The organism is Streptomyces sp. NPDC043878, from assembly GCF_056435735.1.
This window is the reverse complement of record NZ_JBWKDW010000020.1, coordinates 47,199-71,195: the sequence shown is the minus strand read 5'-3', so window position 1 is coordinate 71,195 and position 23,997 is coordinate 47,199. Positions and strand designations below refer to the sequence as shown.

The window sequence follows — 23,997 nt, the reverse complement described above, 5'->3', positions numbered from 1 at the left end:
CACGCGCGCGCGATCCAGCCACAGGCGGGGGGCTTTCCACCCACCCCCCAACCCCCCCCCCAAGAGACCACCCCCCCCCCCCCCCCCTTCTCCCCCCCCCCCCCCCCCGCCGGTTCCTGACGAGGGGAACGAGATCAGCTGACGTCGAGCGCGGTGTCGTCGACGACGAACGACGTCTGGAGCTTGGAGCCCTCCGTGCCGGTGAACTTGATGGTGACGGTCTGCCCCGCGTAGCCGCTCAGGCTGAAGCTGCGCTGGGTGTAGCCGGAGGCCGCGTTCAGGTTCGAGTACGTGGCCAGGGTGCTCAACACGGTGCCGGAGCTGTTGAGCACCTGCGCCTTCAGGGTGTCGTAGGCGGTGCTCGTGGTCGTCTCCGCGGTGTCGATGTGCAGGGAGAAGCTCAGCGTCGCCGAGCAGCCGGACGGGATCGTCACCGACTGGGCGAGGGTGTCGGTGGTGGCGACGGCGTTCCCGTCGAGCCAGGCGTAGTACGAGCCCGAACGGGGGGACTCCCCCGAGGAGTTGGTGATGACGCCGCTGGTGGCCGTCCAGGTGGCGGCGCCGGACTCGAAGCCGGCGTTGCCCAGGAGCTGGGCATCGGTGCAGGAGGTGGAACCGCCGCCGTCACCGCCGCCGCTCGCCCCGGCGAGCCACTCGGTCGCGTTGAGGGCGAGCGCCGCGTTGGTGGCGCCGGTGTCGTTCCAGCCGTCGTAGAGCGTGTTGCCGGACTGGCCGGTGCCGTCGTCGATGGGCGAACTGTCGCCCCAGAAGGCGACCCGGCCGCTGCCGAAGGTGCTGGTGGCGAAGAAGGCGCCGGTGTTGCCGGAGTAACCGCTGCGGTACAGCAGGCCCTTGACGGCGGAGTTGTCGGCCGGCTTGAGCGTCGCGGTCGTGCCGCTGGCGATGAGGCTCTTGGTGACGGTCCCGAAGGAGCCGTGCAGCACGGGGTCGGTGCTGTCGCTGATGGCCGCCGGGTAGCCGGAGCTGATGGAGAGGCTGTCGATGGAGAACCCGAACGGGTCGGTGGAGTCGACGCTGTTGTTGGTCATCAGGTCGTTGAGGATCTCGACGGCGTCCTCGCCGTCGCTGTTGCGGTCGGCCCCGGTGTGGTCGGAGATCATGAACAGACCTCCGCCGTTCTTCACGAAGTTCATGATCGCCGTCTTCTCGGCGGTGGTGAACAGCGTGTTGGGCTCCGGCAGGACCAGGGTGTCGAAGTTGGACAGGTCGGTCGTCGACGAACCGCCGTAGGTGAGAGCGCTCGTTGCGGTCTTGACGCTGTAGTCGCCGGTCTTCTGCAGGGCGACGCCCCACGAGGAGAGGGCGCCCGTCCAGTCGGTCTCCGAGGACGGCGAGGAGTCCTGGGAGAGCGGGTCGGGCTTGCTGGTGGAGACGATCCAGTCGGCGTTGCCGGCTTCCTCGGCGTGGCCGTCGTCGAACAGGACGCGGTGGGGGGTGGCCGCGTGGGCGGGCGTCGCGCTGACGGTGGCCTGGACGGCCGCACCGGCGGCGAGCAGGCCGAGCACGGCGACGGTGGTGGTGAGTCTGTGGCGGGGCGTGGCGAGTCCGAGCATCCGGCGTACCTCCGTGAGTGGGGTGGGAGAAGGAGCGGCGCGGCGGACCTACGCGCGTAGACACGGGGCATCTCCGCGCGTAGAGCGTCGGTCGCACGAACCCCGTGCGACCGATCGATTGAACGGTACATGGCAGAACACGGGCTGAACAGGCGGGACCGGGCGGGCGGACGGAGATTGACCCGGCGTTGACCAGAGGTTGAAACACGGCGGACGAGGAGCGCGGACGGTACTGTCGTCGGCGCCCGCGCTCGCAGCACCGGTGGGGGCGTCCGCAGCGCCGGTGAGGGCGTCCGCAGCGCCGGTGAGGGCAGTGGGAACGCTGGTGAGGGCAGTGGTAGCGCCGGGGGCGCCCCGGCCGGCGAATCCCGCTGCGTACGACAGGACGCGGCGGCAGGCTTCCGGCGCCGCCGGACGGATCTCCCGATGCGCCCCCCGGAAGAACCTCCGGACGAACCGCGCCCCCTGCGGAACGACGCGCTCGGCTACCTACCGACTACCGGGCGGTGGAGTACCGACTCGACCTGTGAACCGGGGTCCGTGACCGCCCGACCGCGGGGCTACGGCACGTACACGTACGGTGTCGTCGTGGTCAGGGGCTGGAAGCCGATGCGTTCGAGGACGCGGCGGCTCTCGTTCAGGGCGTCGACCTGGAGGTAGCGGTAGCCGCGCTCGGCGGCGGCGCGGGCCCGGTGGGCGACGAGGGCTCGGTAGATGCCCCGGCCGCGCCACTCCTCGACCGTGCCGCCGCCCCACAGGCCCGCGAACCTGGTCCCGGGCACGAGCTCCATCCGTGCCGCGCTCACCGCCACGTCACCGGCCAGGGCCACCACGGCGACCACCGTCTCGGGGTCGGCCTTGAGGTGCGCGAGCAGCTGGTGCCGCAGCCTGGAGCTGCCCGTGCCGAACGCCTTCTCGTGGACGTCCGCGACCAGGTCGACACCCGCCTGGTCGGTGACGGGCAGGATGCGGATGCCCTCCGGCGGCTCGGCGTCCAGGATCACGTCGGCGACCTCGCCGACCATCAGCGTCTCCTCGGGCCGGGGCTCGAACCCGGTGGCTCTCAGCCGCGCACCGAGGTCCACCGGCAGGTCGTGCCCGTACAGCTTCCACTCGAATTCCAGGCCGAGACCGCGGTAGTGGGCGATCTGCTCGGCGATCACCGCGTCCGCGGTCGTCTCGTCCAGATCGGACCACACCACGCCGTTCCAGCCGAGTTCGGAGGCGACCTGGCGCACTACGCGTCCGGTCCGCTCGATCCGGGCGCTGGGGCTGTCCGGCTGGGCGCCTTCGCGCATGTCCCGGTCGAAGAGGGCGAGTATCGCGGCATGATCCATGTGCTCACTCCAGCATCAGGCCGCCATCGCGGCAAGGGTTTACGTGGTTACGGCGCCTTCGTCGGCTCCGTCCGCACCGCTGTCAGATAGGTCCGCAGCCGGTCCCGGTTGCGGGCCAGGCACTCGATGCGGGCCTGGATCCGGTCGATGTGGGCCTGCAGCAGGGCGGCCGTGTCCGCGGTGAGACAGGCCGAGGGCAGCACGATCTCCTCCGGACCCGACAGGTACGGCAGGATCGCGCGGATCATCTCCGTGGTCAGGCCCGAGTCCAGCAGTCCGCGGATCTGCTGCACGTCACGGACGTCCGCCTCGCCGTAGTCGCGGTAGCCGTTCTCGTTCCGCGCGGGGTGGAGCAGGTTCTGCTCCTCGTAGTAGCGCAGCAGCCTGGTGGGGACGCCGGTGCGGCGGGACAGTTCCCCGATTCGCATGGCCGCCTCCGAAGTCGCCCCTTGCCTTCACACTGATGTGAAGGTCCCAGCATGGTCGCATGTCCACCGCTTCCCCGCCCAAGGGGCCCACCCTGGCCACCGCCCTGCCGTGGCCCGGCCTGCTCGCGCTGTCCACGGCCGCCTTCGCCGCCGTCGTGACCGAGTTGCTGCCCGCCGGACTGCTGCCCCGCATGGCACCGGCGCTCGGTGTGTCCGAGGCCCGCGTCGGCTTCCTGGTGACCGGGTACGCGGTCGCCTCCTTCGCGGCGGCGATCCCGCTGACCATGCTGCTGCGCGCCCTGCCGCGGCGTCCGGTCCTCACGGGCGCCCTGGTGGGCCTCGCGGCCGGCAACGCGGTGGTGGCGCTGTCGTCGTCGTACACCCTGACGTTCGCCGCCCGCCTGCTGGCCGGGTGCATGGGCGGCACCCTGTGGGCGATGCTCGTCGGGTACGCGGCACGGATGGTGCCGGCCGCGCGACGCGGCCGGGCCATCGCGGTCGTGCTCGGCGGCATCACCCTCGCCCTGTCGCTGGGCGTGCCCGCCGGTACCGCCCTGGCCGACGCGCTCGGCTGGCGCACGGCCTTCGGGATGCTGACCGGGCTGACCCTGCTGCTGGTCGGCTGGGTGCGGTGGCAGGTGCCCGGCTTCCCGGGCGGGGCCCCGGACGCGCGGATGCCGCTCACGCGGGTGGCACGGCTGCCGGGCCTGCCCGTCATCCTGTCCGTCACCCTGTTGCTGCTGGTCGGACACCAGGCGATGTACACCTACGTCGCCCCTTTCGCGGCGCACGCCGGCTTCGGCCGTACGGGCCTGGTCCTGCTGGTGTTCGGAGCCGCCACCGTGGCCGGCCTCTGGATCACCGGGCTCCTCGTCGACCGACGGCCGCGGACCACCCTGCTCACCGCGCTCGCGCTGTGCGCGGCCGTGATGTTCACACTCGGCCTGTACGCCCGTTCTCCCGCCGTACTCCTGGGCTCGGTCGCCCTGTGGGGCGGCGCTTTCGGCGGCGCCCCGACCCTGATCCAGACCGCCCTGGTCAACGCCTCCGGCCCCGCCCACGCCGACCTGGCGACCTCCCTGCAGACCACCGTGTACAACGCCGGGATCGCGGCCGGCTCCCTGACCGGCGGCATCGTCCTGGCCGACCTGGGCCCCGGCGCACTCCCCTGGACCGCCCTCCCCCTCGTCGCAGCCGCCCTGATCACGGTGACGCTGGGACACCGGCACGCCTTTCCGGGGGGACGGCGAGGGGTCTAGGCCATCGGGGTAGGTGAGGGATCGGGCCCGGTTCGCGAGCGTGGCGGCCGGCGGGACTCGGGAGTTGGCGGCCGCTCGGTGGCCGCGCGCCGCCGGACCGTGGCCACCGCGTACGGCCGCCGCAGGGGCGTGGCTTCCGTGTACGGCCCCTCCCGCTACCCGAGTTCCAGGGTCGTGATGCCGTAGACCCGGTCGTGGGCGTGCGGGCGTACCGGACCCGTGTACATCCGGGCCGTCTCGAACGACGGTCGGAGGCCCGCCTGTTGGGCGAGGGCGACGGCGGCCGTGTTCGTTTCGGGCACGTCGAGGGCGATCTCCCGGCCCGCCGTGTCGGCGGTCAGGGCGGAGAAGAGGGCGCGGGCGTCCTCCGGGGTGTCGGCGAACAACGGGCCGATACGCAGGGCGTCGTGGCCGGGCCGGATGACGCCGTACCCGGTGACGCGGCCACCGTCGTGGCGCACAACGGCACGGTGTCCGGTACCGGTCAGCCAGCGGGCCAGGAACCGCGGGCGGTCGGCGGGGCAGCACTCGGCGTCGTACGCGATGAGGTCCGCCAGGTCGGCCGGCCCCACGGCACGCACGTCCGCCGGAGGCTCGGACCGCGGCGGAACGCCGGTGAACCGCGCGGTGCGGTGGGCGAGTTCGAATCCTGAGCGGCGGTAGTTGTCCTGCTGCGAGACCACACCGTCGAGGCCGACCGTACGGCTGCCCGCGTGGGCCAGCGCGGTCTTCCATGTGGTGAGGCCGTGACCGCGGCCCCGTTGACCGGGCCGGACCAGGTAGCAGCCGAGGAAGGCGTACTCGGCGCCGTAGTTGACGACCGAGATCGCCGAGACGGGATCGCCGTCGATTCGGCCGAGGAAGAACCCTGCGGGGTCCTGCGCGAAGAACGCCGGCCCGTCGGACAGCCCGGGGTTCCAGCCCTCGGCCGCGGCCCATTCGCTGATGACCGGCCAGTCGTCCGGGCCGGCCTGCGTGACGACGAGGTTCTCCCGGGCAGGTGAGGTCATCCGTGCGCTCCGTTCGTGCGGGCTGGTGGAGGCCCCGTGGGGCGGCGAGGCGTCGTTCGGTCACCTCCCGAGCATCCTCGCCGCTCACCCGCGGGCATGTCACGGCGCGATCAGGCTGCCGGCGAGGGGCGGCAGTGGCCTGGAGCCCGTGCCGACGAGCGGCGGGAGCGGCCCGGAGCCCCTGCCGACAAGCGAGGCAGAGACCCGAAACCCCCGCCGACGGGACGCGGCAGCGACCCGTAGCCCCTGCCGACGAGCGACGGCAGCGACCCGAAACCACCGCCGGCGAGTGGTGGCGCAAGCGGCCCAAAACCACCGCCGGCGAGTCGCGGCGGCGACCCGAAACCCCCGCCGACAACCAACGGCAGCGGTCCGAAACCCCCGCCGGCTAGCGAAGGCAGCGACCCGAAGGCCGAGACCCCGGTGAACAGCCGGGCGGCCGGTGGCACGGCGGCGGCCCCACCGGAACGGCCCGGGGCGGAAACCCTCCGCTGGGGGTTCGCCGCGTGCCGTGGGCGCCCGGCTCAGCTCAGCGACCCCGGACGGAAACGCCGGTACAGGACGGCTCCGGTCAGCAGCAGCGCGGCGCCCCGACGGCGGCGGGCACCGTCTGGTCGGCCCCGGTGTGGGCGAGCGAGGCCGTGTACGGGGCCGGGGTGTGCGGGGCGGGTCGCGGCGCCGGCACGGTCCGGTGCGGCGCGATCGGCCGCGTGGTCGGCCCCACCGGGCTCACCGGACGGTCGGGGCGGTCCCCGGCGGTGTTCGTGGACTCGTTGCCGAAGGCCGCGTTGCCGATGCCGACCACGCTCACCGCGTTGCCGCTGAGATTCACCGGGAGCTGGACGGGAAGCTTCACGCCGTTGCCCGAGAGCACGCCCGGGGAGTCGCCCGCACCGCCCTCGGCCACGGCCGATCCCAGCTCCCCGCTCCAGCCGCTTCCGGCCCACTCGGAGCGGCTGTTTCCGCTGTCGGGCCGCTCGCTCCGGGCGCCCCCGGCGGCCCCCTCCGACCGGCCGCCTCCGGCCCTCTCGGTCAAGTGACTCCCCGGCCCCCCGGCTCGGTGGCTCTCGCCTCCCCCGGCCCGATGGCTTCCGCCCGCCGACCGGCCACCTGCCGTGCCTCCGTTCGCGCACGTGTTGCCCATGGCGGGGTTGAGGAGCCCCACCACGTTGCCGGTGTCGCCGCACACGTTCACCGGGACGTGCACCGGAAGCTGTACGGCGTTGCCGGAGACCAGTCCGGGTGAGCCGGCCGCGACACCGTCCGCCGCGGCCCCGGTGTCGGCCGCGAACGCGGCGGACACCGGCATCGTCACCGCCATCGCGCCGGAGGCGGCGACGACGGCGATCACACCGTTTCGAGTGGCCCGTCTCATGGGTTCCCTGCCTTCCAGACTGGTTCACGGGCATGCACCCGCACCGGAAGAAACGGTCAGAGAACCATCCGAGTTATGGCTTATCCGCCTTTCACCCCATCGAGGTGCATGGTTTTCGAACCCACGGCAAAACCGTCATGCGCCGGAGGGGGTGGCGAGCCAGGAGAAGGGGGTGGCGGAGTGTAGGGCGCTCGGTGCCATCCCGCTCGCCCGGAGGCGGGGCCCGTGGAGGCCGCCTATCGTGATCGAGGGGCGCTGGTCTACCGGTCCACGGCGGGCGCCTCGGGAGGCATTGATGCAGGCCAAGCTGTCGGCGCGGCCCACGATCCGGCGCTGCGCGTTCACCGGTGCGATCGGGTTGACGCTGCTCGGCGCGGGACTGCCGACGGCCGTCGCCGACGGCGCCGAACCCGACCTGTCCCGGTTCTACGACCAGAAGGTGAAGTGGTCGGCCTGCGCCGGCGCGGAAACACCCGACGACCTCCAGTGCGGCAAGGTCACCGTCCCCCTCGACTACGCGAAGCCCCGTGCGGGCACCCTCGACCTGGCGCTCGCCCGCTACCGGGCGACCGGGAGACCGAGAGGTTCGGTGGTGCTGAACTTCGGCGGCCCCGGCGGCGCGGGCGTCAACGAACTCGCGTCCAGCGGTAACGAGTTCATGGACCTGACGAAGGACTACGACGTGGTGACCTTCGACCCCCGAGGAGTCGGCAGGTCCTCCCCGGTCAGTTGCGGCGACGGCACCCAGGAGGCCGCGGACGCCACGGACGACAGCACGGACCTCGACACCGATCCGCGGGCCGTGCTGAGGAAACTGGAGAAGGCGGCCGCCCGGTGCGCCGAGCACTCGGGGCCCGTGCTCCGCCACATCGGCACGGTCGACGCGGCCCGCGACCTGGACGTCATACGCCAGGCCCTCGGTGACGTGAAGCTCAACTACCTCGGTTTCTCCTACGGAACCCGGCTCGGCGCCGTGTACGCGGCCCGGTTCCCCGAGAAGACCGGCCGGATGGTGCTGGACGGCGTCGACACGCTCACCGAGCCGCTGTCCGAACAGGGACTGGTGGGCGCCGCGGGGCAGCAGACGGCGCTGGAGGACTTCGTCGACTGGTGCGTTAAGGACATCTCCTGTCCGCTCGGCCAGGATGCGCGGACGGGCCGCGAGCAGGTCGTACGGCTCGTCGACTCCCTCGACGAGGATCCCGTACCGACGGACTTCGGCCAGGAGTTCACCGGGCAGGACCTGGTGGGCTCCATCAGCCAGGCCCTGTACAGCAGCGAGTTGTGGCCTGCGCTGGAGCGGGCGCTCGCCGACCTGGTCGAGGACGGTGACACGCAGCGCATCCTCGCGTTCTCCGGCGGCGGCGCCGCCCCGCACTCCGCCGACGGCACCCGCACCGGCAGCGGCATCCGCGGCGCCCGCGGCGGCCGTGACGGCGGGAACGACGTCCGAGACGGCGACGGTAACGGGAACGGCGACGGTGGCCTGGCCGACGAGGAGGACATCCCGCTGGACAACGTTCCGGCGGCACTGACGGCGATCAACTGCGCGGACGACCCGGACCGTCCCAGCGCCGACAGCATCACACGGAACCTCGGCCGGCTGCGTGCCGCGTACGAGCGGGCCTCCCCGGTGTTCGGCCGCTACCGGCTCACCGAGGTGCTCATGTGCTACGGCCGGCCCAGGGGAACCGACTTCATCCGCGCCGAGGTGAAGGACCTGCGCGGCCCGAAGATGCTCCTGGTGGGGACCCGCGGCGACCCGGCGACGCCGTACCGCTGGACCATGGAGACGGCACGGCGACTCGGCGACGCGGCCGTGGTGCTCGACAACAGGAGCGAGGGCCACACCGGTTACGCGTCCTCCACATGCGTGCACCGCAAGGCCGACGACTTCCTGCTCTACGGGTCCCTGCCGGCCGACGGCAGTTCCTGCGGGCAGGAGGACGACGACGCGTGACGCCGGGACCCGGGGGCCGCCGTACGGAAGGCCGGGAGCACGTCGAAAACAACCCGGGCCCGTCGGCGGGCGGGGTGTCAGGGTTCCCAGTGCGCGAGCAGGTCCATGGCGGCCGCCGCGCCGGTGAACCCGTCCGCCCCGAGCCGCTCGCGCAACTCCGCGTTGAAGCGGTCGATCTCGGGCCGGGCAGCCTCCAGGGCGGCTGCCCCGGCGTCGGTCAACTCCAGTACGACGGCACGGCGTTCACGCGGATGGGCCCGCTTGGCGAGGACACCGGCCGCGGTGAGCCGTCCGACGAGCGCGGTGATGGCCGACTCGCGCAGCCCGAGAGCGCGGGCGGCCGCTGCGACCTGTCCGCCGTCGACGCCGGGGGAACCCGATCCCTGTGCGCCGTGGCGCAGGGCTCGATCGCCGTGTCCGCCCCCGGGGACGCGGCCCCGGGGCCCGCCGCCTGAGCCGATCCCGCCGGCACATACCCACACCCATACCCATACCCGTACCGGTTCCGGCACCAGCTCCGGTTCCGGCACCAGCTCCGGCACCGGCACCGACTCCGGCTCCGGCTCCGGCTCCGGCGAGCCGCAGCGACCGAACCGACCCCGCCAGGCCCGCGCCGCGAACCCCTCGCACCGGTCCGCAAGATCGGCGGACAAATGCCCTTGATCTCCGCCCCAATTGCCCCGAGTGCCCGATCGGTGAATCGGTCCTATGGTGCTCTTATGGAGCACGCACTCAGTCACGCGACCCTCACCGAGCTGCGCCGCCCGCGCCCCTATCCCGCGGTGTCCGTCCTGACGCCGACCCACCGACGCGAGCCCGACAACGCCCAGGACCCGGTCCGGCTGCGCAACGTGGTGGCCGAGGCGAAGAAGCAGCTGGAGTCCGATCCCGCGGTCCCCCGGGGACGGCGCCTCGACGTCACCCGCCAACTCGACGCCGCCCTCGCCGAGGTCGACCTCGCGCACTCGGAGGACGGCCTGGTGATCTTCGCCGCGCCGGGCGAGCACCAGGTGTGGTCCCTCGCCAGGACCGTGCCGGAACGTGTGGTGCTCTCGGACACGTTCCTCACCCGCAACCTCGTCTCCGCCCAGGCCGCCGAGCGGCCCTTCTGGGTGCTGTCGGTGTCCGCCGGCCGCGTCACCCTGTGGAACGGTGGCGTGGACCGGGTCACCGAGCACCACACCGACATCTTCCCCCTCGCCAGGGAGCGGCAGAACTTCGACGCCGAGCGCCAGGAACGGATCGGCGACCTGCCGAGCACCTTCCGCGACGAGGACACCCGGCACTTCCTGCGCGAGGCCGACCTCGCGTTGGGTGCCGTCCTGCGCCACAGCCCGCGCCCGACGTACGTCACCGGCGAGACCGCCGCGCTGTCGGCGCTCGACGAGGTCGGTGGCGTCACGCGGCACGCGGTGCACATCCCGCACGGCGGGCTCGCCCACGCCTCCCCCGAGGCCGTGTGGCAGGCGGTGGGGCCGACGATCGCCACCGAGGCCCGCAGGAACACCGACGCGGTGGCGGACGAACTCGAGTCGGCCCGGGGGCGCAAGGCGTTCGCGGCCGGTGTCGACGAGCTCTGGCGCAGCGCCCGTGAGGGCCGCGTCCGGCTGCTCGCCGTCGAGGAGAACTACCGGGTGACGGTCCGCGACGACGACGGCGACCACCTGACTCCCGCCCTGAGCGGCGACCTCGACGCCCGCGAGGACATCGTGGACGAGATCGTCGAACAGTGCCTGGAGACCGGCGCGGACGTCCGTTTCGTACCGGACGGCATGCTCGGCGAGGCCGGCGGTATCGCGGGGGTGCTGCGCTACTGACCGTCCCCTTCTCCGCCGGTCTACGCTACGCCGGAACGATCGCCGGAGAGGGAGTGCGCACGTGGGTGACCTGCTGGGCGTGGCCGTACTGGGTGCGGGACACATGGGGGCCGACCACATACGTCGCCTCGATCAAGTGGTGAGCGGGGCCAGGGTGGCTGCCGTGGCCGACCCTGACGCCGAGCGGGCAAAGGAAGCGGTGGCCGGGCTGGCGGGCGTCCCCGTGCACACGGAACTCGAGGCCGCGCTCGACGCCCCCGGCGTGGAGGCGGTCCTGATCGCCTCGCCCGGTCCCGCCCACGAGGAGGCCCTGCTCGCGGCGTTCGCCCGAGGACTGCCGGTGCTGTGCGAGAAGCCCATGGTGCCCGACTCCACGGGAGCGCTGCGCGTGGTGGAGGCGGAGGCCCGGCTCGTGCGGCGACTGACCCAGATCGGCTTCATGCGGCGCTACGACGCCGACTACCGCCGCCTCAAGTCACTGCTGGACAGTGGCCGGTTGGGGTGGCCGCTGATGCTGCACTGCACGCATCGCAACGTCTCCTCACCCCCGGGGTTCACCTCCGCGATGCTGATCGACAGCTCCGTCTCGCACGAGATCGACGCGGCGCGCTGGCTGCTGGGCCAGGAGCTGACCGCCGTGACCGCGCTGCGCCCACGGCCCTCGTCCGGCGCGCCCGAGGGTCTGCTCGACCCGCAGTTCGTGCTGTTCGAGACCGAGCGGGGCGCCCTGGTCGACGTGGAGGTGTTCGTCAACTGCGGCTTCGGCTACCAGGTCCGCTGCGAGGCCGTCTGCGAGACGGGCAGTGCCCGCATCGGTGACGACCACGCGATGCTCGTCACCACGCGGGGCACCGCCCGTGAGGAGGTGCCGCAGGACTACCTCGTGCGGTTCGCGGACGCCTACGACCGTGAGGTGCAGGCATGGGTCGACGCCACCCGGCAGGGCCGGGTCACCGGCCCCGGCGCCTGGGACGGCTACGCGGCCTCCGCGGTCGCCGAGGCCGGGGTCCGGTCGCTGGAGGGCGGCGGCACCCGCACCACCGTCTCCCTCGCCCCACGGCCGGAGCTCCACGCCGGGACCGGCCACTGACACACGGCGCGTCCGCCCGGACGGCCCGCTCGGGGGCGCCCGGACCGGCACGGCGGCTCCGGGCCCCCGCCCCTGCGCCCTCCGAGCCGACGCCGACCGCGCGGCCGTACGCCGGCCCGACAGGCGCGGGTGACCGACCGGGGCGTGCGACCGACCGGGGCGTGCGACCGACCGGTCCGGCATCAGACGCTGCCGAAGAGCGAGTCGAGGCCGCGGTCGACGGCCTCGTCGAGCTCCTCCTCGCCGTTGGCCACGACGGCGTACGTCCGCAGCAGGAACCGGCGCAGGGCGGGCGTGTCGAACTGGAGGAGGGCCAGGCCGAGCGGTGAGTGGAACTCCAGGACGGTCCGGGAACGCCCGCACGGCCAGATGTGCACGTCGCCGCGGCCGGCGGGCCCGTCCAGTCCCTCGCCGAGCAGGGCGCGGGCGAAGGTCCAGGTGACTCCCTCGCCGTCCAGCGAGACGTCGGGCGGGAAGTCGATGTGCACCGCCAGCGGGTCGCCGGACTCGTAGCGGAGGGTGGCGGGGGTGGGCAGCTCGTGGTCCTCCGCGGTGATCAGGCGGGCGCGGGCGGGCTGCGTCAGGGTGATGTCCATGGTCGGTCTCCGCTACGGGTGAGAGGTGGGCCGGTTGCGCCGTGTGCCTTTACGAGCCCGAAGGGGGCTCTCGCATTACGCCGAACCCCGGGTGAATTGCTGTGACCTGTGTCACTGTCCTGAGTTCAAACCTTCACCAGCCGCGCCGATCGGTCCCCGGCGACCTGCCGGAGGCGCCCACCGCCCTCCGCGCACACCTCATCGAGCCTGGCACGCCCCGGACGCGACCCCCTGGCACGGCCGGCGCCGGGCATGCCATCCTCGCTAGAACACAGAGCCGTCGAACACACGGATGAACGCGGGTCGACCGCCTCCCGCCCCACTCAAGTCACGTACAGAGCCTACGACTTGACCAACCGGCGACTACGCCAGGTGTATGACCCCGATCGCTCTGTGAAGACGCTGGCATATGCCAGAAGCACGACCGAGTGATCTGTTGCCGAATCCCTTACGGGCCGTCGCTCGCTGTGCAACAGTCGTAACGGCCCCTCCGTCAGCCCTGGCCGTTCCGTCCCCTCATCGGAGTGCGCATGCCGTCCCATCTCTCCGCGGACCGCCCCGCCGCCCAGCCGCCCGGCCGCGGCTCCCTCGACGCGCTCATATCGCAGGCGCGACGGCTCAAGGGCGACGTGGACGCCGTACGACGGGACGCGCAGAGCGACGGATCGGACCCGCACGAGCGCTGGCAGCGCGCCCTGTGCGACCTGGCACTGCATCAACTCAACGATCTGGACGAGCACTTGGGGCAGCTCCGGGACGGCCCGCCGGCCGGTCCCCCGGCACCCTCGCCCGCCACCACGACCGCGCCGCCGGAAGCGAGGCCCGGCTCGCTGCTCAGCCGGGTCGGCAGCGCGGAGTGGAACCTGCTGACGGACGAGGCCGGCTGGTCCGGCGAGCTCTACCAGATCCTGGGCCTCGACCCCGCCGCACCCCCGCTCACCCTCGACGAACTGCCGTCCGTGGTACTGGAGGAGGACCGGCCGAAGCTCACCGCGATGGTGACCGACTGCCTCATCGACGCCCGGCCCATCGACGGCGAGTTCCGCGTCGTGCTCCCGGACGGCGGGGTACGCACCGTGCACATGATGGGCGAGCCCGTGCTCGGCGCCGACGGCGCCACGGCCTCCATGTGGGCCGTCCTGCGCGACGTCAGCGAACTGCGGCGCAGCCAGCAGGCGGTGAGCGAGATACACGAGTCGCTCCGGCATCACCGGCACCGCGCGCAGACCGAACGCCGTATCGCGGTCGAACTCCAGGAGGCCGTACTGCCGCCGTGGCGCGGCTCCCTGCGCCTTCCGCACCAGGGCCCCGAGACCCTGGACCTCGCCGCGCACTACCTCCCGTCGTCGGACGGCGCGCTGATCGGCGGGGACTGGTACGACGCGCTCGAACTGTCCGACGGCCAGACCCTGCTCAGCGTCGGCGACCTCACCGGCCACGGTGTCGCCGTGACCTCCGGCATGGCGACCCTGCTGGGCGCCGTACGCGGCATGGCGATGGCGGGCACCCAGCCCGGTCAACTGATGTCCTGGCTCAACCAGTTACTCGACGCCACCGTGCAGCCGGCCCTGGGCAGCGCGGTGTGCGGCCGCTACCGGCCCGACACCCGCACCCTAGTGTGGGCGCAGGCCGGACACCCCGCCCCGCTGCTCTTCCGCGACGGGACGGGGCGCAGGCTGACCGCGCCGGCCGGCGTGCTGCTCGGCGCGACCCCGGGCGCCGTGTACGAGCAGGCCGAGGAAACCCTCGAAGTGGGCGACGTTCTCCTGCTGCACACCGACGGACTGGTGCCCGGACACGGCGGCACCGAGGCTGCGCACCGCCTCCTCGGACTGGCCCCCCGGTTCGGCGGGGCCCGCACGGCACAGGACTGTGTACGCCTGGTCGTCGAGGAGTTCGGCGAGACCGACCGCGAGGACGACGCCTGTCTGCTCGTCGCCAGGGTCACCGCGTAGAGGAGGCACACGCCCAACGGCCCTGCCGCCGTGCGGGGCCGGCGAAGGTAGGGACGCACCGGTCTGCTAGGCCGGTACGCCGCGGCCCCCTTTCGGCTTCGGCAGCGCCACCCTGATCTCCTCGCGCAGTTCGTGGATCTTGGGGTAGCCGGAGTACTCGGCGGTGAGCCGGTACATCTGGCGCAGCCGGTCCCAGGTCCGGTGCGAGGAGTTCGATCCCATCGACATCAGCGCCAACCGGGCGTACCGGTCGGCCTGTTCGGGATCGTCGGCGATGAAGCAGGCGGAGGCCATGGACAGGAAGTCGAAGATCTTCGACCGCTGCCGCCCGTCGACCCGCAGCGCCAGCGCCTTCTCCGCGTAGTGCTGGGCGTGGACGGCGGCACCCGGCTCGTGCTCCGCCAGCGTGCGGTACGCCAGGGCCTGCATGCCGTACAGATCCTCTTCCTTGAAGGTCTGCATCCAGCTCGGCGGCGGCACGTCCCCCCGGTCGGAGACGAAGAGGTCCTCCGCCTGCCCGAGGGTGCGGCGCATCGCCTGGCCCTTGCCCATGGACGCCTGCGCCCAGGCCTCGATGGTGCAGAGCATCGCCCTGGTGCGCGGCAGCACCGCCTCACCGGAGCCGGCGCAGGCGAGCTTCATCAGGTCCAGCGCGTCGTCGGGCCGGCCCAGGTGCACCATCTGGCGGGCCGCCCGGGAGAGGGCCTCCCCGGCGCGGGGCCGGTCGCCGCCCTCACGGGCCGCGTGGGCGGCGATGACGAAGTACTTCTGGGCCGTGGGCTCCAGGCCGACGTCGTGCGACATCCAGCCCGCGAGGACGGCCAGGTTGGCGGCGACGCCCCACAGGCGCCGCTGGAGATGGTCGGGGTGACGGTAGGCGAGCATGCCGCCCACCTCGTTGAGCTGGCCCACCACGGCCTTGCGCTGCAACCCGCCGCCGCGGGCCGCGTCCCAGGCACGGAACACCTCGACCGAGCGCTCCAGTTCCTCGATCTCCTGCGACCCGATGGGGGCGGCGTCGTACCGGTCGAACCCGGCGGGGTCGGCGTGCAGGGGATCGTCGAAGGAGGGAGCGTCGGACCGGAGGGTGGGGTCGGTGTGCAACCAGTCGTACATGGCGCTGCTGAGTGCGGATCCCGCGGTGAGCGCGACACCCGCGCCCACCAAGCCGCGTCGGTTGAGCATGAGGTCCATTCCCGTGAATTCGGTGAGGACCGCGGCAGTCCGTTCGGGCGCCCACGGCACACCGTCGGGATGTTCCACACTCCCGGCGTCCTGCCGTTTCCCCGTACGCCCGTGCCGGACCAGACCGAGGTCCTCGATGGTCACGACACGGCCGAGACGCTCGGTGAACAGAGCCGCCAGCACCCGCGGGACCGGATCGCGCGGGATCTCTCCCGTGTCGATCCAGCGCCGCACCCGTGAGGTGTCGGTCGCCAGCTGGGGGTGGCCCATGGCCGCCGCCTGCTTGTTGACCATCCTCGCGAGTTCACCCTTGGACCAGCCGGCCAGGCCGAACAGGTCCGAGAGACGGGTGTTGGGATGTCCACTCACGTCAAGCCCCCAGGTTCTCGGCTGAGTTGACAGTAGCCCCGTGCAAGTTGCCGGGCGACTATTCGCCAGGGTTCGCCAGGGTGCGCCAGATGGTGTGCCACTGGGCCGTGGGTGTCAGGTAGGAAAGCGCCACCCCGACCCGGTCACCGAGGGACACTCCCCAGGGTGCACCCGGGCGACCGGGCCGGGCGGCGCATGACGTCGCAGGCACACGAAGGGACCTGTATCGCCCATGTACGCAGCCTCGTCCTCCGTGTCCGCCCCGCCCCGGCCGCTGCACCCCCGCCCGGGTGGCGGCGGCCCCTATCTCGACCCCTCACGTCCGGCCGCCCCCGTGCTCGGCGGCGCCGGCCGGACCCGGCGCGTGCCGGGGGTCAACGCTCAACCACTGAGCGGGAGACTCGACTTGTCCGGCCCACAGGGCGCCCAGCTGCGCACGGCCATCGCGTCGGTGCACCGGATCTGCCCGGAGTTCGCTCCGGTACAGGTGCTGCGCCGCAGCGGACGCTCCGTGCTCCTGGTAGGAACGACGGGACGCAGCACGGCTGTCGCGAAGTGTTTACTCGACCACTCCCCCGCCTGGGCGGAGCGGATCCGGCACGAAATAGCTGCATACCGCTCGTTCGTCCGGCAGCGCCCGCCCGTGCGGGCCCCCCGGCTGATCGCGGCGGACCCGGACAACTGCACCCTCGTCATCGAACGGATGCCGGGGCGGGTGGCGGCACTGCAGCGACACCCGGCCGAGATGCCGCCGCGCGCGGACATCAGAGCGGCGCTCGGCGCGATCTGCCGGCTGAACGCCTGGCGGCCGCCGGCCGGCACCTTCGACGCTCCCCTGGACTACGCGGCCCGTATCTCCCGCTACCACGAACTGGGCCTGCTCACCGACCGGGACATGGGTGACCTGCAGAAGCTCCTGCACGGCATCGCGCACTCGGCGGGCCGGCAGGGTATGGGCCAGTTCTGCCACGGCGACGCCCTGCTCTCGAACATCCTGCTCTCACCGGCCGGTCCAGTGCTGGTGGACTGGGAGCACGCGGGCTGGTATCTGCCGGGCTACGACCTGGCGACGCTGTGGTCGGTCCTCGGGGACGCTCCGGTGGCCCGCCGCCAGATCAGTCAGATCGCCCAGCAGGCGGGTCCCGCCTCGCGCGACGCGTTCCTGGTGAACCTGATGCTGGTCCTGACGCGCGAGATCCGCACCTACGAGACAGCCGTGCAGCGTTCCATGCACGACATGAGCCCGACGGCACCGGGACCGGCCCATCCGGGTGCCGCGCCGTCCGGTGAGGAGCAGCGGCTGCTGCTGCGGCGGCTGCACGACGACTGCCAGCTGGCCCGCCGGGCCGTACGCGCGGCGGTCGGCACTCGCTGAAGGGGGCCGAGGCCCGCGGTGCGCCCGTGAGAGAGCGGCGCACCGCGGGCCTTCGCGCGTGCCGGGCCGCACACCTCACCGGACAGCCACTGGTGTACGCCACTGACGCCGCGCAGGCCCGGAAGCCGCCGCCACGAAACTCCTCCGTGGCCGTCTTGACATGGGAAATCGTCTGCCTCTGGGCATGATTGACGGATCGTCGGTAAGCCGGTAGCACTGACCCGTGACCGGCACCGCACGCCCCGCCACGCCCGACTGTCACAGGAGGCCGCATTGCGAGGATCCGCCCCCCACCCCCGGCGCACCCCCGGTCACAGACGCGCCCGCACCACTGTCGGCGCGCTCGCTACGGCGACCCTCGTGCTGCCGCTGCTCGGTGCCGCCCCCTCGGGCGCCGGTGCCTCCGCCGCCGGGACCTCCGCCGGCGCGCTCCAGCCGGCGTTCGCCGCCGCGGCCGCCGAGTACCACGTCCCGCAGAGCGTCCTGCTCGGGGTCTCCTATCTCCAGTCCCGCTGGGACACCCATGCCGGCGCGCCGAGCGTCACCGGCGGCTACGGGCCGATGCACCTCACCGACGCCCGCACCGCGCTCGCCCGGGACCCGCACCACAGCGAGGGCTCGGAGGACGCCCGGGGCGACAGTGCCCGCGCGCCCCTGCACCCGGACGCGAAGGTCCCGACGGACTCCGAACTGCCCGCCCGTCTGAGGACCTTGCCGAAGGCGGCCGAGCTGACCGGCCTGAGCCCCGAGACCCTGCGGACCGATCCCGCCGCCAACCTGGCCGGCGGTGCCGCCCTGCTGGCGGCCGCCCAGAAGGACCTGGGCGAGCCGCCCAGCGAGGATCCGGCGGACTGGTACGGCGCGGTGGCCCGGTTCTCGGGCGCCGACGACAGCGCGACGGCGGCGGCCTACGCCGACGACGTGTACGCCGTGCTGCGCTCCGGTGAGGCGCGCACCACGGACGCCGGCCAGCGGGTCACCCTGGCCGCGCAGCCGAACCTGGCGCCCGACACCTCCCAGCTGAGCCGGGCGGGGCTGCGGACTCCGAGGAAGGCGGGCACCGAGTGTCCCTCGTCGGTGTCCTGCGAGTGGATCCCGGCGCCGTACGAGGAGTTCGGTGACAACGACTACGGCAACCACGACCTGGGGGACCGTCCGGCCTCCCAGAGCATCAAGTACATCGTCGTCCACGACACGGAGGGCGCCTGGGACGGGGTCCTCAACCTGGTGCAGGACCCCACCTATGTGTCGTGGAACTACACGCTGCGCTCCACGGACGGTCACATCGCCCAGCATGTGAAGGCCAAGGACGTCGCCTGGCACGCGGGCAACTGGTACATCAACGCCAAGTCCATCGGCCTGGAGCACGAGGGTTTCCTGGCGAACCCGGACGCCTGGTACACGGAGGCGATGTACCGGTCGTCGGCGCGGCTGGTGAAGTACCTCGCCAAGCGGTACGGCATCCCGCTGGACCGGCAGCACATCCTCGGCCACGACACGGTGCCGGGCCCGACCACGTCGACGGTTCCGGGCATGCACACCGACCCGGGCCCGTACTGGGACTGGCGCCACTACTTCGAGCTGCTGGACCGTCCGCTGAAGGCGGCCGCCGGCAAGAAGGGCGGCCTGGTCACCATCCGCCCCGACTACGCCGCCAACCAGCCGGAGTACACGGGCTGCGTCACCGCGGGCCAGCCGTGCGCGGCGCACGGGTCGAGCGAGGTGCGGCTGTACTCGGGGCCCGGCGAGACCTACCCGCTGATCAGGGACATCGGTCTGGGCACGACTCCGACGACCGGGGTGAACGACCTGTCGTCCCGGGTCTCCACCGGCCAGCAGTACGCGGTGGCCGGGCGGGAGGGCGACTGGACGGCGATCTGGTACCTCGGACAGAAGGCCTGGTTCCGGAACCCGGCGGCCGCGCCCACGGCGGTGAACGCGACCGGCCTGGTGGTCACACCCGAGGAGGGCTCGGCCGACGTCCCGGTGTACGGGCGGGCCTATCCCGAGGCGTCGGCCTACCCGGCGGGAGTGCCCGCGCAGGCGGTGTCCCCGCTGCCGTACAGGCTGCCGGCGGGGCAGGAGTACGTCGTCGGTGACAAGGTGCCGGGCGAGTACTACTACGCGGTCACCTTCAGTACGGACTCGCACCGGGTCGTGGTCGGCCAGGACCTGTACTACGAGATCCAGTTCGGCCACCGGGTGGCGTTCGTCCGCGCGGCGGACGTGCGCGTGGCGCCGTCGGCCGGCTGACCGCCTCAGCCCTGCTGGAACAGCTCCGCGGGGAGCGGCTTCAGCAGGGCGTACAGGTCGTCGGTGATGGGGCGGTCCCAGGCGGCGATGGTCACCAGGACGTTGTCGCTGCGGTCGAACTGCACGCAGGAGATCCGGCTCTCGGAGAGCTTGAGGCGCCGCACGATCAGCAGGTTGTCGCCCTGCATCACGGGCATGTCCTCGGTGCCGACGACGGTGACCTCCTCGTCGTTCTCCAGGGCCAGCAGCAGCTGCGCCACCTCGAAGGGCACCTCGGTCTCGGCGACGTCACGGGCCGGGGAGCCCTCCGGCAGATTGCCGATGATCATCGCGGGGCCGCGGCCGCCGAACAGGTCGTAGCGCAGGAAGACGCCCTGGCAGGTGCCGTCGGGGGCGGGCAGCAGTCCGGCGCCGAGGTTGCCGGGCCAGTCGCCCGGATCCATGGCCAGGACGTCGAATTCAGGCCCGGCGGGCGTGGCACTGCGGCGGCGGAGGAACGACATGCGGCCATGGTACGTGGCCGGGCGCCTTCCGTGACGTGCGGGCGCCCCCGCCGTGGTGACGATCTCCGCCCGGCACCGCGCGGCTGTCTCAGCGCCGCGGGGAGCCCTCGGCGGCGTCCTGGCCGCGCGGCTTTTCGCCCAGCGCCCACGCCAGGCCCGTACGGTCGGTGCCGACCTTCCTGCAGACCGCCGAGAGCAGCCGTACGACGGTGTGCTCGTCGGTGCGCAGTTCCCCCGCGATCTCGGTGTCGGTGCGGCCGCGGGCGGTGAGGGCGGCGGCGGTGCGCTCGCGGGCGGTGAGGGTGTCTGTCTCGGTGCCGTGCAGGAGGCGGGGACGCAGGCCGGCGGCGGCGAGTTCGTCCCGGGCCTGCTCGGCGAGGCCGTCGGCGCCGCACTGCACGGCCGCGTCCAGTCCCCGGTAGAGGTGCTCGGCGGCCTCCCCGGGGCGGGCGGTACGGCGCAGCTCGGAGCCCAGGGCGACCAGGGCGCAGGCGAGCTCGTAGGCGGCCGGGGAGCGTTCGAGGTGGGCGACGGACTCCTTCAGCAGCGGCACCCGGGCCGACGGCGGGGAGACCTCGGCGGCGATGCGCAGGGCCTGGCCGACGGCGGAGGGCGCGCCGAACTGGCGGGCGCGGTCCACCGCCTCCCGTGCGGTGGCGACGGCGCGTTCGGGGGCCTCGTGGCTCTCGGCGCGGGCGAGGTGGAGCTGCCACGGACACCAGGAGGGGTTGCGCACGCCGCGCGGGCCCAGACGGCGGCCCGCTGCGGACAGCTCCGCGGCGGCCTCCTGGGTGAGCCCGCGGGCGAGGAGCAGTTCGCCGTGGACCGTCTGCGCGTCGGGGAAGACGACGGCGGCCGGGTAGGGCGCGCAGAAGAAGTAGTCGTCGCCCACCCGGGCGGCCTCCGCGACCCGCCCGCGGGCGAGCAGGACCTCGATGAGGATGCCCACCGCGTACCAGTGGGCGGGGGTGCCGGGTCCGACGCGTGCGGCCAGGCGCAGGCCCGCGCGGACGAAGTCCTCGGCCTCGGCGAGCCGGCCGCGGCGGAAGCGGACGTAGGCGAGAAGGGTGTACGCGAAGGAGAGGTGGGCGCCGCGCCAGCCCTGCCGTTCGAAGTCGGCGATGCCGGCGGCGAAGAGTTCCTCGGTGCGGCCCGGCCGGTCGCAGTAGAGGAAGGCGAGGGCGACCAGGACGGGTACCTCGAAGCCGCGGTCGGGCTCGGCCCAGCCGAGGCCGCCGACCAGGGCGCGTTCGGCGTGGTGCAGGGCGACCTGGGCGGGTTCGCCGCGCAGGACGGCGTCCCAGGTGCGCAGGCCGATGATGTACCGCTCGGTGAGGTCGCGGCCGGTCAGCCGGTCGGCGAGCCGGGTGAGGCGGCGGGAGCGTGAGGGGTGGTCGGGTTCGTCGGCGCGGAAGGCGTCCCACATGAACTGTTCGGCGACCATGCGCAGCCTGACCCGGGCGTCGTCGGTCACCCGGATCTCGCGGGCGAGGCTGTCGGTGGCCTCGGCGAGGCGGTCGCTGTGGGCGAGGACCTGGGAGAGCCGGTAGACGATGCGGTGGCGCAGGTCGGGGTCGGCGACGGGTTCCTCCAGGGCGGCGCGCAGGTGGTTGACCGTGGTGGCCGGTTCCGTGAGCAGGGAGGCCGAGCCGAGTTCGTACAGGACGGCGGCCCGGTCCTCGAAGGGCGGCGGTTCGCGCAGGGCGCGGGCCAGGTAGCGGCGCGCCGCGTCGGGGGCGCCGGCCCGCAGGGTCTCGACGGCGGCGGCGCGCAGCTGCCGCACGACCCAGGTGTCGCCCTCGGGGTGGGTCTCCAGGAGATGGCGGGCCGCGACCGCGGGTCCCTGGCCCTCGTCGACGACGCACCAGGCGGCCTGGCCGTGCAGGGCGACGCGGACGCCGGCGGGGATGGCCCGGTAGACGGCGGTGGCGATGAGGGGGTGGACGAACTCCAGGGTCTCGGCGCCGGTGAGGATACGGGCGCCGCGCAGGGCGTCGGCGGCGTCGGCGGCCTCCTCGTGGCCGAGTCCGGCGACGGCGGCGGCGAGCGCCGGCTGGATCTCGGTGCCGAGCACGGCGCAGGCCCAGGCGAAGCGCACGGTGGAGGCGCCGAGGCGTTCGAGGCGGGCGATGAGGCCGCTGCCCTTGACGGCGGCGGCGAGGTCGCGCAGCAGGTGGGCCCCGGGTTCGGTGGGGCTGAGTCCGCGATCGCGCACCTTGGCGGTGAGTTCGACCGCCTCGAAGGGGTTGCCGGCGGTGACGGCCCAGCACTCGCGGCAGAACGCGTCGTCGGCGTGCGCGCCGAGCGCCTCGCGGACCAGCCGGGTGACGGCGCCCGCGCTGAGCGGTTCCAGGTCCAGGGGGCGTCCGCCGGCGCGGCCGGGCAGTCCTCGCAACGACTCGGCGTGGTCGGGGAGTTCGTCGGGGCGGTAGGCCACGACGACGAGCAGCGGGAGTTGTTCGGCGCGGGGTGCGAACGCGGCCAGCCAGCCGAGTGATTCGGGGTCGGCCCAGTGCGCGTCGTCGAGGACGACGACCATGGGGGCGTGCCGCACGGCGAGGTGGGTGAGCACCCAGTCGAGGCCGTCGCGCAGCCCCTGGGGGTCGGGCGGGGCGCCGTCGGTGGGGGCGCACAGGCCGAGGGCGGGTCCGACGATGTCGTACCAACTCCCCAGCGAGGCGCGCAGTTCGCTCTCCTCGGAACCGGCGAGCGCGGGTTGCAGGAGCTGGCGGGCGACGTGGAAGGCGACGCGCTGTTCCTGTTCGCCGCCGCGGGCGGACAGCACGGCACAGCCGCGTGCGGTGGCGCGGCGGCGGACCTCGGTGAGCAGGGTGGTCTTGCCGATGCCGGCGCGACCGGCGAAGGCGAGGAGCGCGTCCCTGGGGCGGCCTCTGGGTGCGGCGCCGTCCGCGCGCAGACCGGTCAGTTCCTCCAACGCATCGTCCACAGCGGCGAGTTCGCTCTCGCGCTCGAGGAGCCTGCTGCTCCGTGCGCTGCGCCGGCTCATGGTGCACCCCCTGTCCCGGCGGGACACCCGCACGGGGAGCGAGCACGCACCGTGACCTACAGGGACCTCAGCGTACGCCGTCGACGGGTCGCGCGACCCGGTTCGCGCATTACTGACCGAGTCCGTCACGGGCGGTGGTGTTCGGGGTGGCGGGCGACGCGGGCGCGGTTGCCGCAGGACGGCTTGCACCACGCCGGGCGCCGGTGCCCCCCGGGGAAGTGGCACCCTGCGGCGGGGCGCGCGGCAGGTGCCGGTCGGGAGCGGTGCGCAAGGCGATCGCCGCCCGCGCCCGAGCACGGTGACCAACTCGCGCACCGGGTGCGCCCTGAGAGTGTACCAGCGGTTCGGCGCCCTCGGGTCACCGCGGCACGGGCACGGTGGGTGTGCGGCCGGCCGCCGCGCTGAGGCGCTCGACCGTCGGGGCACGGGCGGCGGGCGGGCCGCGTCGGCGGGGTCGGCTCGGCGGGGCGTACGGCGCGGGCGAAGAGGGCGCGGACGGCGGCAGCTCACGGACCGCGTCGGCGTGTTGTCCGCCGGGACCGGCGTCCGCCGTGCCGGCCCCGTCGGGGCGCACGCCCACACGGCTGCGGGCGCCCCACCCGGATGAATCGCCGGGTCGCTCCCGGCGGCGGGTCACGTCAGGTCGAACTCGCCTTCCCGCGCGCCCGAGACGAACGCGCCCCACTCCGCGGGCGAGAAGATCAGGGAAGGGCTTTCCGGGCGGCCACTGTTGCGCATCGCGATGAATCCCTCGACAAAGGCGATCTGGACATCTCCCAGGCCACGGCTGCTCGAGTGCCAATCGGCGCCGCTGAGGTCCAGCTCGGGCTTGTCCCAGCCCATGAGCGGCTGCTGCTGGATGATGGTCTCGGCCACGTCGTGCTCCTCCCGATTGCGTCGTCCG

General features: G+C 73.2%; 18 protein-coding genes. 7 read left to right on the top strand and 11 right to left on the bottom strand.

Annotation, left to right across the window (positions count from 1 at the left end):
- Nucleotides 1–134 precede the first annotated feature (134 nt).
- The 3 genes from AC07AZ_RS26145 to AC07AZ_RS26135 all read right to left on the bottom strand — a co-directional run bounded on the left by AC07AZ_RS26145 (nt 135) and on the right by AC07AZ_RS26135 (nt 3,339).
- Nucleotides 135–1,574 carry a hydrolase gene (locus tag AC07AZ_RS26145; RefSeq protein WP_478851789.1) on the bottom strand — a complete coding sequence of 480 codons (1,440 nt, stop codon included), beginning with the start codon at nt 1,572–1,574 and terminating at the stop codon, nt 135–137.
- 560 nt (nt 1,575–2,134) lie between these two features.
- Nucleotides 2,135–2,911 (bottom strand): GNAT family N-acetyltransferase, encoded by a 777-nt coding sequence (locus tag AC07AZ_RS26140; protein ID WP_478851787.1) that lies wholly within the window; start codon nt 2,909–2,911, stop codon nt 2,135–2,137.
- 47 nt (nt 2,912–2,958) lie between these two features.
- Nucleotides 2,959–3,339 carry a MerR family transcriptional regulator gene (locus tag AC07AZ_RS26135; protein WP_478851785.1) on the bottom strand — a complete coding sequence of 127 codons (381 nt, stop codon included), beginning with the start codon at nt 3,337–3,339 and terminating at the stop codon, nt 2,959–2,961.
- 59 nt (nt 3,340–3,398) lie between these two features.
- Between AC07AZ_RS26135 and AC07AZ_RS26130 the strand changes: the two genes are divergently transcribed.
- Complete coding sequence (locus tag AC07AZ_RS26130) at nt 3,399–4,598, top strand: MFS transporter (protein WP_478851783.1); 1,200 nt, start codon at nt 3,399–3,401, stop codon at nt 4,596–4,598.
- Between the two features lie 155 nt (nt 4,599–4,753).
- Here AC07AZ_RS26130 and AC07AZ_RS26125 read toward each other — a convergent pair whose 3' ends face one another.
- The gene (locus AC07AZ_RS26125; protein WP_478851781.1) at nt 4,754–5,608 is read right to left on the bottom strand and encodes a GNAT family N-acetyltransferase; all 855 of its coding nucleotides are present in this window, start codon (nt 5,606–5,608) and stop codon (nt 4,754–4,756) included.
- Nucleotides 5,609–6,179: 571 nt separating this feature from the next.
- Nucleotides 6,180–6,983 carry a chaplin family protein gene (locus tag AC07AZ_RS26120; protein ID WP_478851779.1) on the bottom strand — a complete coding sequence of 268 codons (804 nt, stop codon included), beginning with the start codon at nt 6,981–6,983 and terminating at the stop codon, nt 6,180–6,182.
- A 295-nt stretch (nt 6,984–7,278) separates the two neighbouring features.
- On the opposite strand from AC07AZ_RS26120, the gene AC07AZ_RS26115 reads away from it, so the two are divergent.
- A complete protein-coding gene (locus AC07AZ_RS26115) occupies nt 7,279–8,943 on the top strand; it encodes an alpha/beta hydrolase (RefSeq protein ID WP_478851777.1) in 1,665 nt (554 codons plus the stop codon).
- A 77-nt stretch (nt 8,944–9,020) separates the two neighbouring features.
- On the opposite strand, the gene AC07AZ_RS26110 is transcribed toward AC07AZ_RS26115, so the two are convergent.
- A complete protein-coding gene (locus AC07AZ_RS26110) occupies nt 9,021–9,485 on the bottom strand; it encodes a hypothetical protein (protein WP_478851775.1) in 465 nt (154 codons plus the stop codon).
- 177 nt (nt 9,486–9,662) lie between these two features.
- On the opposite strand from AC07AZ_RS26110, the gene AC07AZ_RS26105 reads away from it, so the two are divergent.
- Both AC07AZ_RS26105 and AC07AZ_RS26100 read left to right on the top strand, forming a co-directional pair.
- A complete protein-coding gene (locus tag AC07AZ_RS26105) occupies nt 9,663–10,760 on the top strand; it encodes a baeRF3 domain-containing protein (RefSeq protein WP_478851773.1) in 1,098 nt (365 codons plus the stop codon).
- 103 nt (nt 10,761–10,863) lie between these two features.
- Complete coding sequence (locus AC07AZ_RS26100) at nt 10,864–11,850, top strand: Gfo/Idh/MocA family protein (RefSeq protein ID WP_478852015.1); 987 nt, start codon at nt 10,864–10,866, stop codon at nt 11,848–11,850.
- Nucleotides 11,851–12,032: 182 nt separating this feature from the next.
- Here AC07AZ_RS26100 and AC07AZ_RS26095 read toward each other — a convergent pair whose 3' ends face one another.
- Nucleotides 12,033–12,446 (bottom strand): SsgA family sporulation/cell division regulator, encoded by a 414-nt coding sequence (locus AC07AZ_RS26095; protein ID WP_478851772.1) that lies wholly within the window; start codon nt 12,444–12,446, stop codon nt 12,033–12,035.
- Nucleotides 12,447–12,976: 530 nt separating this feature from the next.
- Here AC07AZ_RS26095 and AC07AZ_RS26090 point away from each other — a divergent pair.
- On the top strand, nt 12,977–14,401 hold the full coding sequence (locus AC07AZ_RS26090; protein ID WP_478851770.1) for a PP2C family protein-serine/threonine phosphatase: 1,425 nt from the start codon (nt 12,977–12,979) through the stop codon (nt 14,399–14,401).
- Between the two features lie 66 nt (nt 14,402–14,467).
- On the opposite strand, the gene AC07AZ_RS26085 is transcribed toward AC07AZ_RS26090, so the two are convergent.
- Nucleotides 14,468–15,955 (bottom strand): DNA-binding protein NsdB, encoded by a 1,488-nt coding sequence (locus tag AC07AZ_RS26085; RefSeq protein ID WP_478851768.1) that lies wholly within the window; start codon nt 15,953–15,955, stop codon nt 14,468–14,470.
- 232 nt (nt 15,956–16,187) lie between these two features.
- Between AC07AZ_RS26085 and AC07AZ_RS26080 the strand changes: the two genes are divergently transcribed.
- Entirely contained in the window at nt 16,188–17,330 is a 1,143-nt protein-coding gene (locus AC07AZ_RS26080; protein WP_478851766.1) for an aminoglycoside phosphotransferase family protein, read from the top strand.
- Nucleotides 17,331–17,603: 273 nt separating this feature from the next.
- Nucleotides 17,604–19,583: an N-acetylmuramoyl-L-alanine amidase gene (locus AC07AZ_RS26075; RefSeq protein ID WP_478851764.1), complete on the top strand. Its 1,980-nt coding sequence runs from the start codon at nt 17,604–17,606 to the stop codon at nt 19,581–19,583.
- A 5-nt stretch (nt 19,584–19,588) separates the two neighbouring features.
- Here AC07AZ_RS26075 and AC07AZ_RS26070 read toward each other — a convergent pair whose 3' ends face one another.
- The 3 genes from AC07AZ_RS26070 to AC07AZ_RS26060 form a co-directional block, all read right to left on the bottom strand.
- On the bottom strand, nt 19,589–20,086 hold the full coding sequence (locus AC07AZ_RS26070; RefSeq protein ID WP_356039288.1) for a hypothetical protein: 498 nt from the start codon (nt 20,084–20,086) through the stop codon (nt 19,589–19,591).
- 88 nt (nt 20,087–20,174) lie between these two features.
- Nucleotides 20,175–23,093, bottom strand: coding sequence for an ATP-binding protein (locus AC07AZ_RS26065; protein ID WP_478851761.1), 2,919 nt, complete (start codon nt 23,091–23,093; stop codon nt 20,175–20,177).
- Between the two features lie 633 nt (nt 23,094–23,726).
- A complete protein-coding gene (locus AC07AZ_RS26060; RefSeq protein WP_478851759.1) occupies nt 23,727–23,969 on the bottom strand; it encodes a DUF397 domain-containing protein in 243 nt (80 codons plus the stop codon).
- Nucleotides 23,970–23,997 lie beyond the last annotated feature (28 nt).

Coding starts and splice junctions, on each gene's coding strand:
- AC07AZ_RS26140 (WP_478851787.1), bottom strand. CDS start 2,911: ATGGATCATGCCGCGATACTCGCCCTCTTCGACCGGGACATGCGCGAA.
- AC07AZ_RS26145 (WP_478851789.1), bottom strand. CDS start 1,574: ATGCTCGGACTCGCCACGCCCCGCCACAGACTCACCACCACCGTCGCC.
- AC07AZ_RS26100 (WP_478852015.1), top strand. CDS start 10,864: ATGGGGGCCGACCACATACGTCGCCTCGATCAAGTGGTGAGCGGGGCC.
- AC07AZ_RS26135 (WP_478851785.1), bottom strand. CDS start 3,339: ATGCGAATCGGGGAACTGTCCCGCCGCACCGGCGTCCCCACCAGGCTG.
- AC07AZ_RS26090 (WP_478851770.1), top strand. CDS start 12,977: ATGCCGTCCCATCTCTCCGCGGACCGCCCCGCCGCCCAGCCGCCCGGC.
- AC07AZ_RS26105 (WP_478851773.1), top strand. CDS start 9,663: ATGGAGCACGCACTCAGTCACGCGACCCTCACCGAGCTGCGCCGCCCG.
- AC07AZ_RS26130 (WP_478851783.1), top strand. CDS start 3,399: ATGTCCACCGCTTCCCCGCCCAAGGGGCCCACCCTGGCCACCGCCCTG.
- AC07AZ_RS26115 (WP_478851777.1), top strand. CDS start 7,279: ATGCAGGCCAAGCTGTCGGCGCGGCCCACGATCCGGCGCTGCGCGTTC.
- AC07AZ_RS26125 (WP_478851781.1), bottom strand. CDS start 5,608: ATGACCTCACCTGCCCGGGAGAACCTCGTCGTCACGCAGGCCGGCCCG.
- AC07AZ_RS26065 (WP_478851761.1), bottom strand. CDS start 23,093: ATGAGCCGGCGCAGCGCACGGAGCAGCAGGCTCCTCGAGCGCGAGAGC.
- AC07AZ_RS26095 (WP_478851772.1), bottom strand. CDS start 12,446: ATGGACATCACCCTGACGCAGCCCGCCCGCGCCCGCCTGATCACCGCG.
- AC07AZ_RS26070 (WP_356039288.1), bottom strand. CDS start 20,086: ATGTCGTTCCTCCGCCGCCGCAGTGCCACGCCCGCCGGGCCTGAATTC.
- AC07AZ_RS26080 (WP_478851766.1), top strand. CDS start 16,188: ATGTACGCAGCCTCGTCCTCCGTGTCCGCCCCGCCCCGGCCGCTGCAC.
- AC07AZ_RS26120 (WP_478851779.1), bottom strand. CDS start 6,983: ATGAGACGGGCCACTCGAAACGGTGTGATCGCCGTCGTCGCCGCCTCC.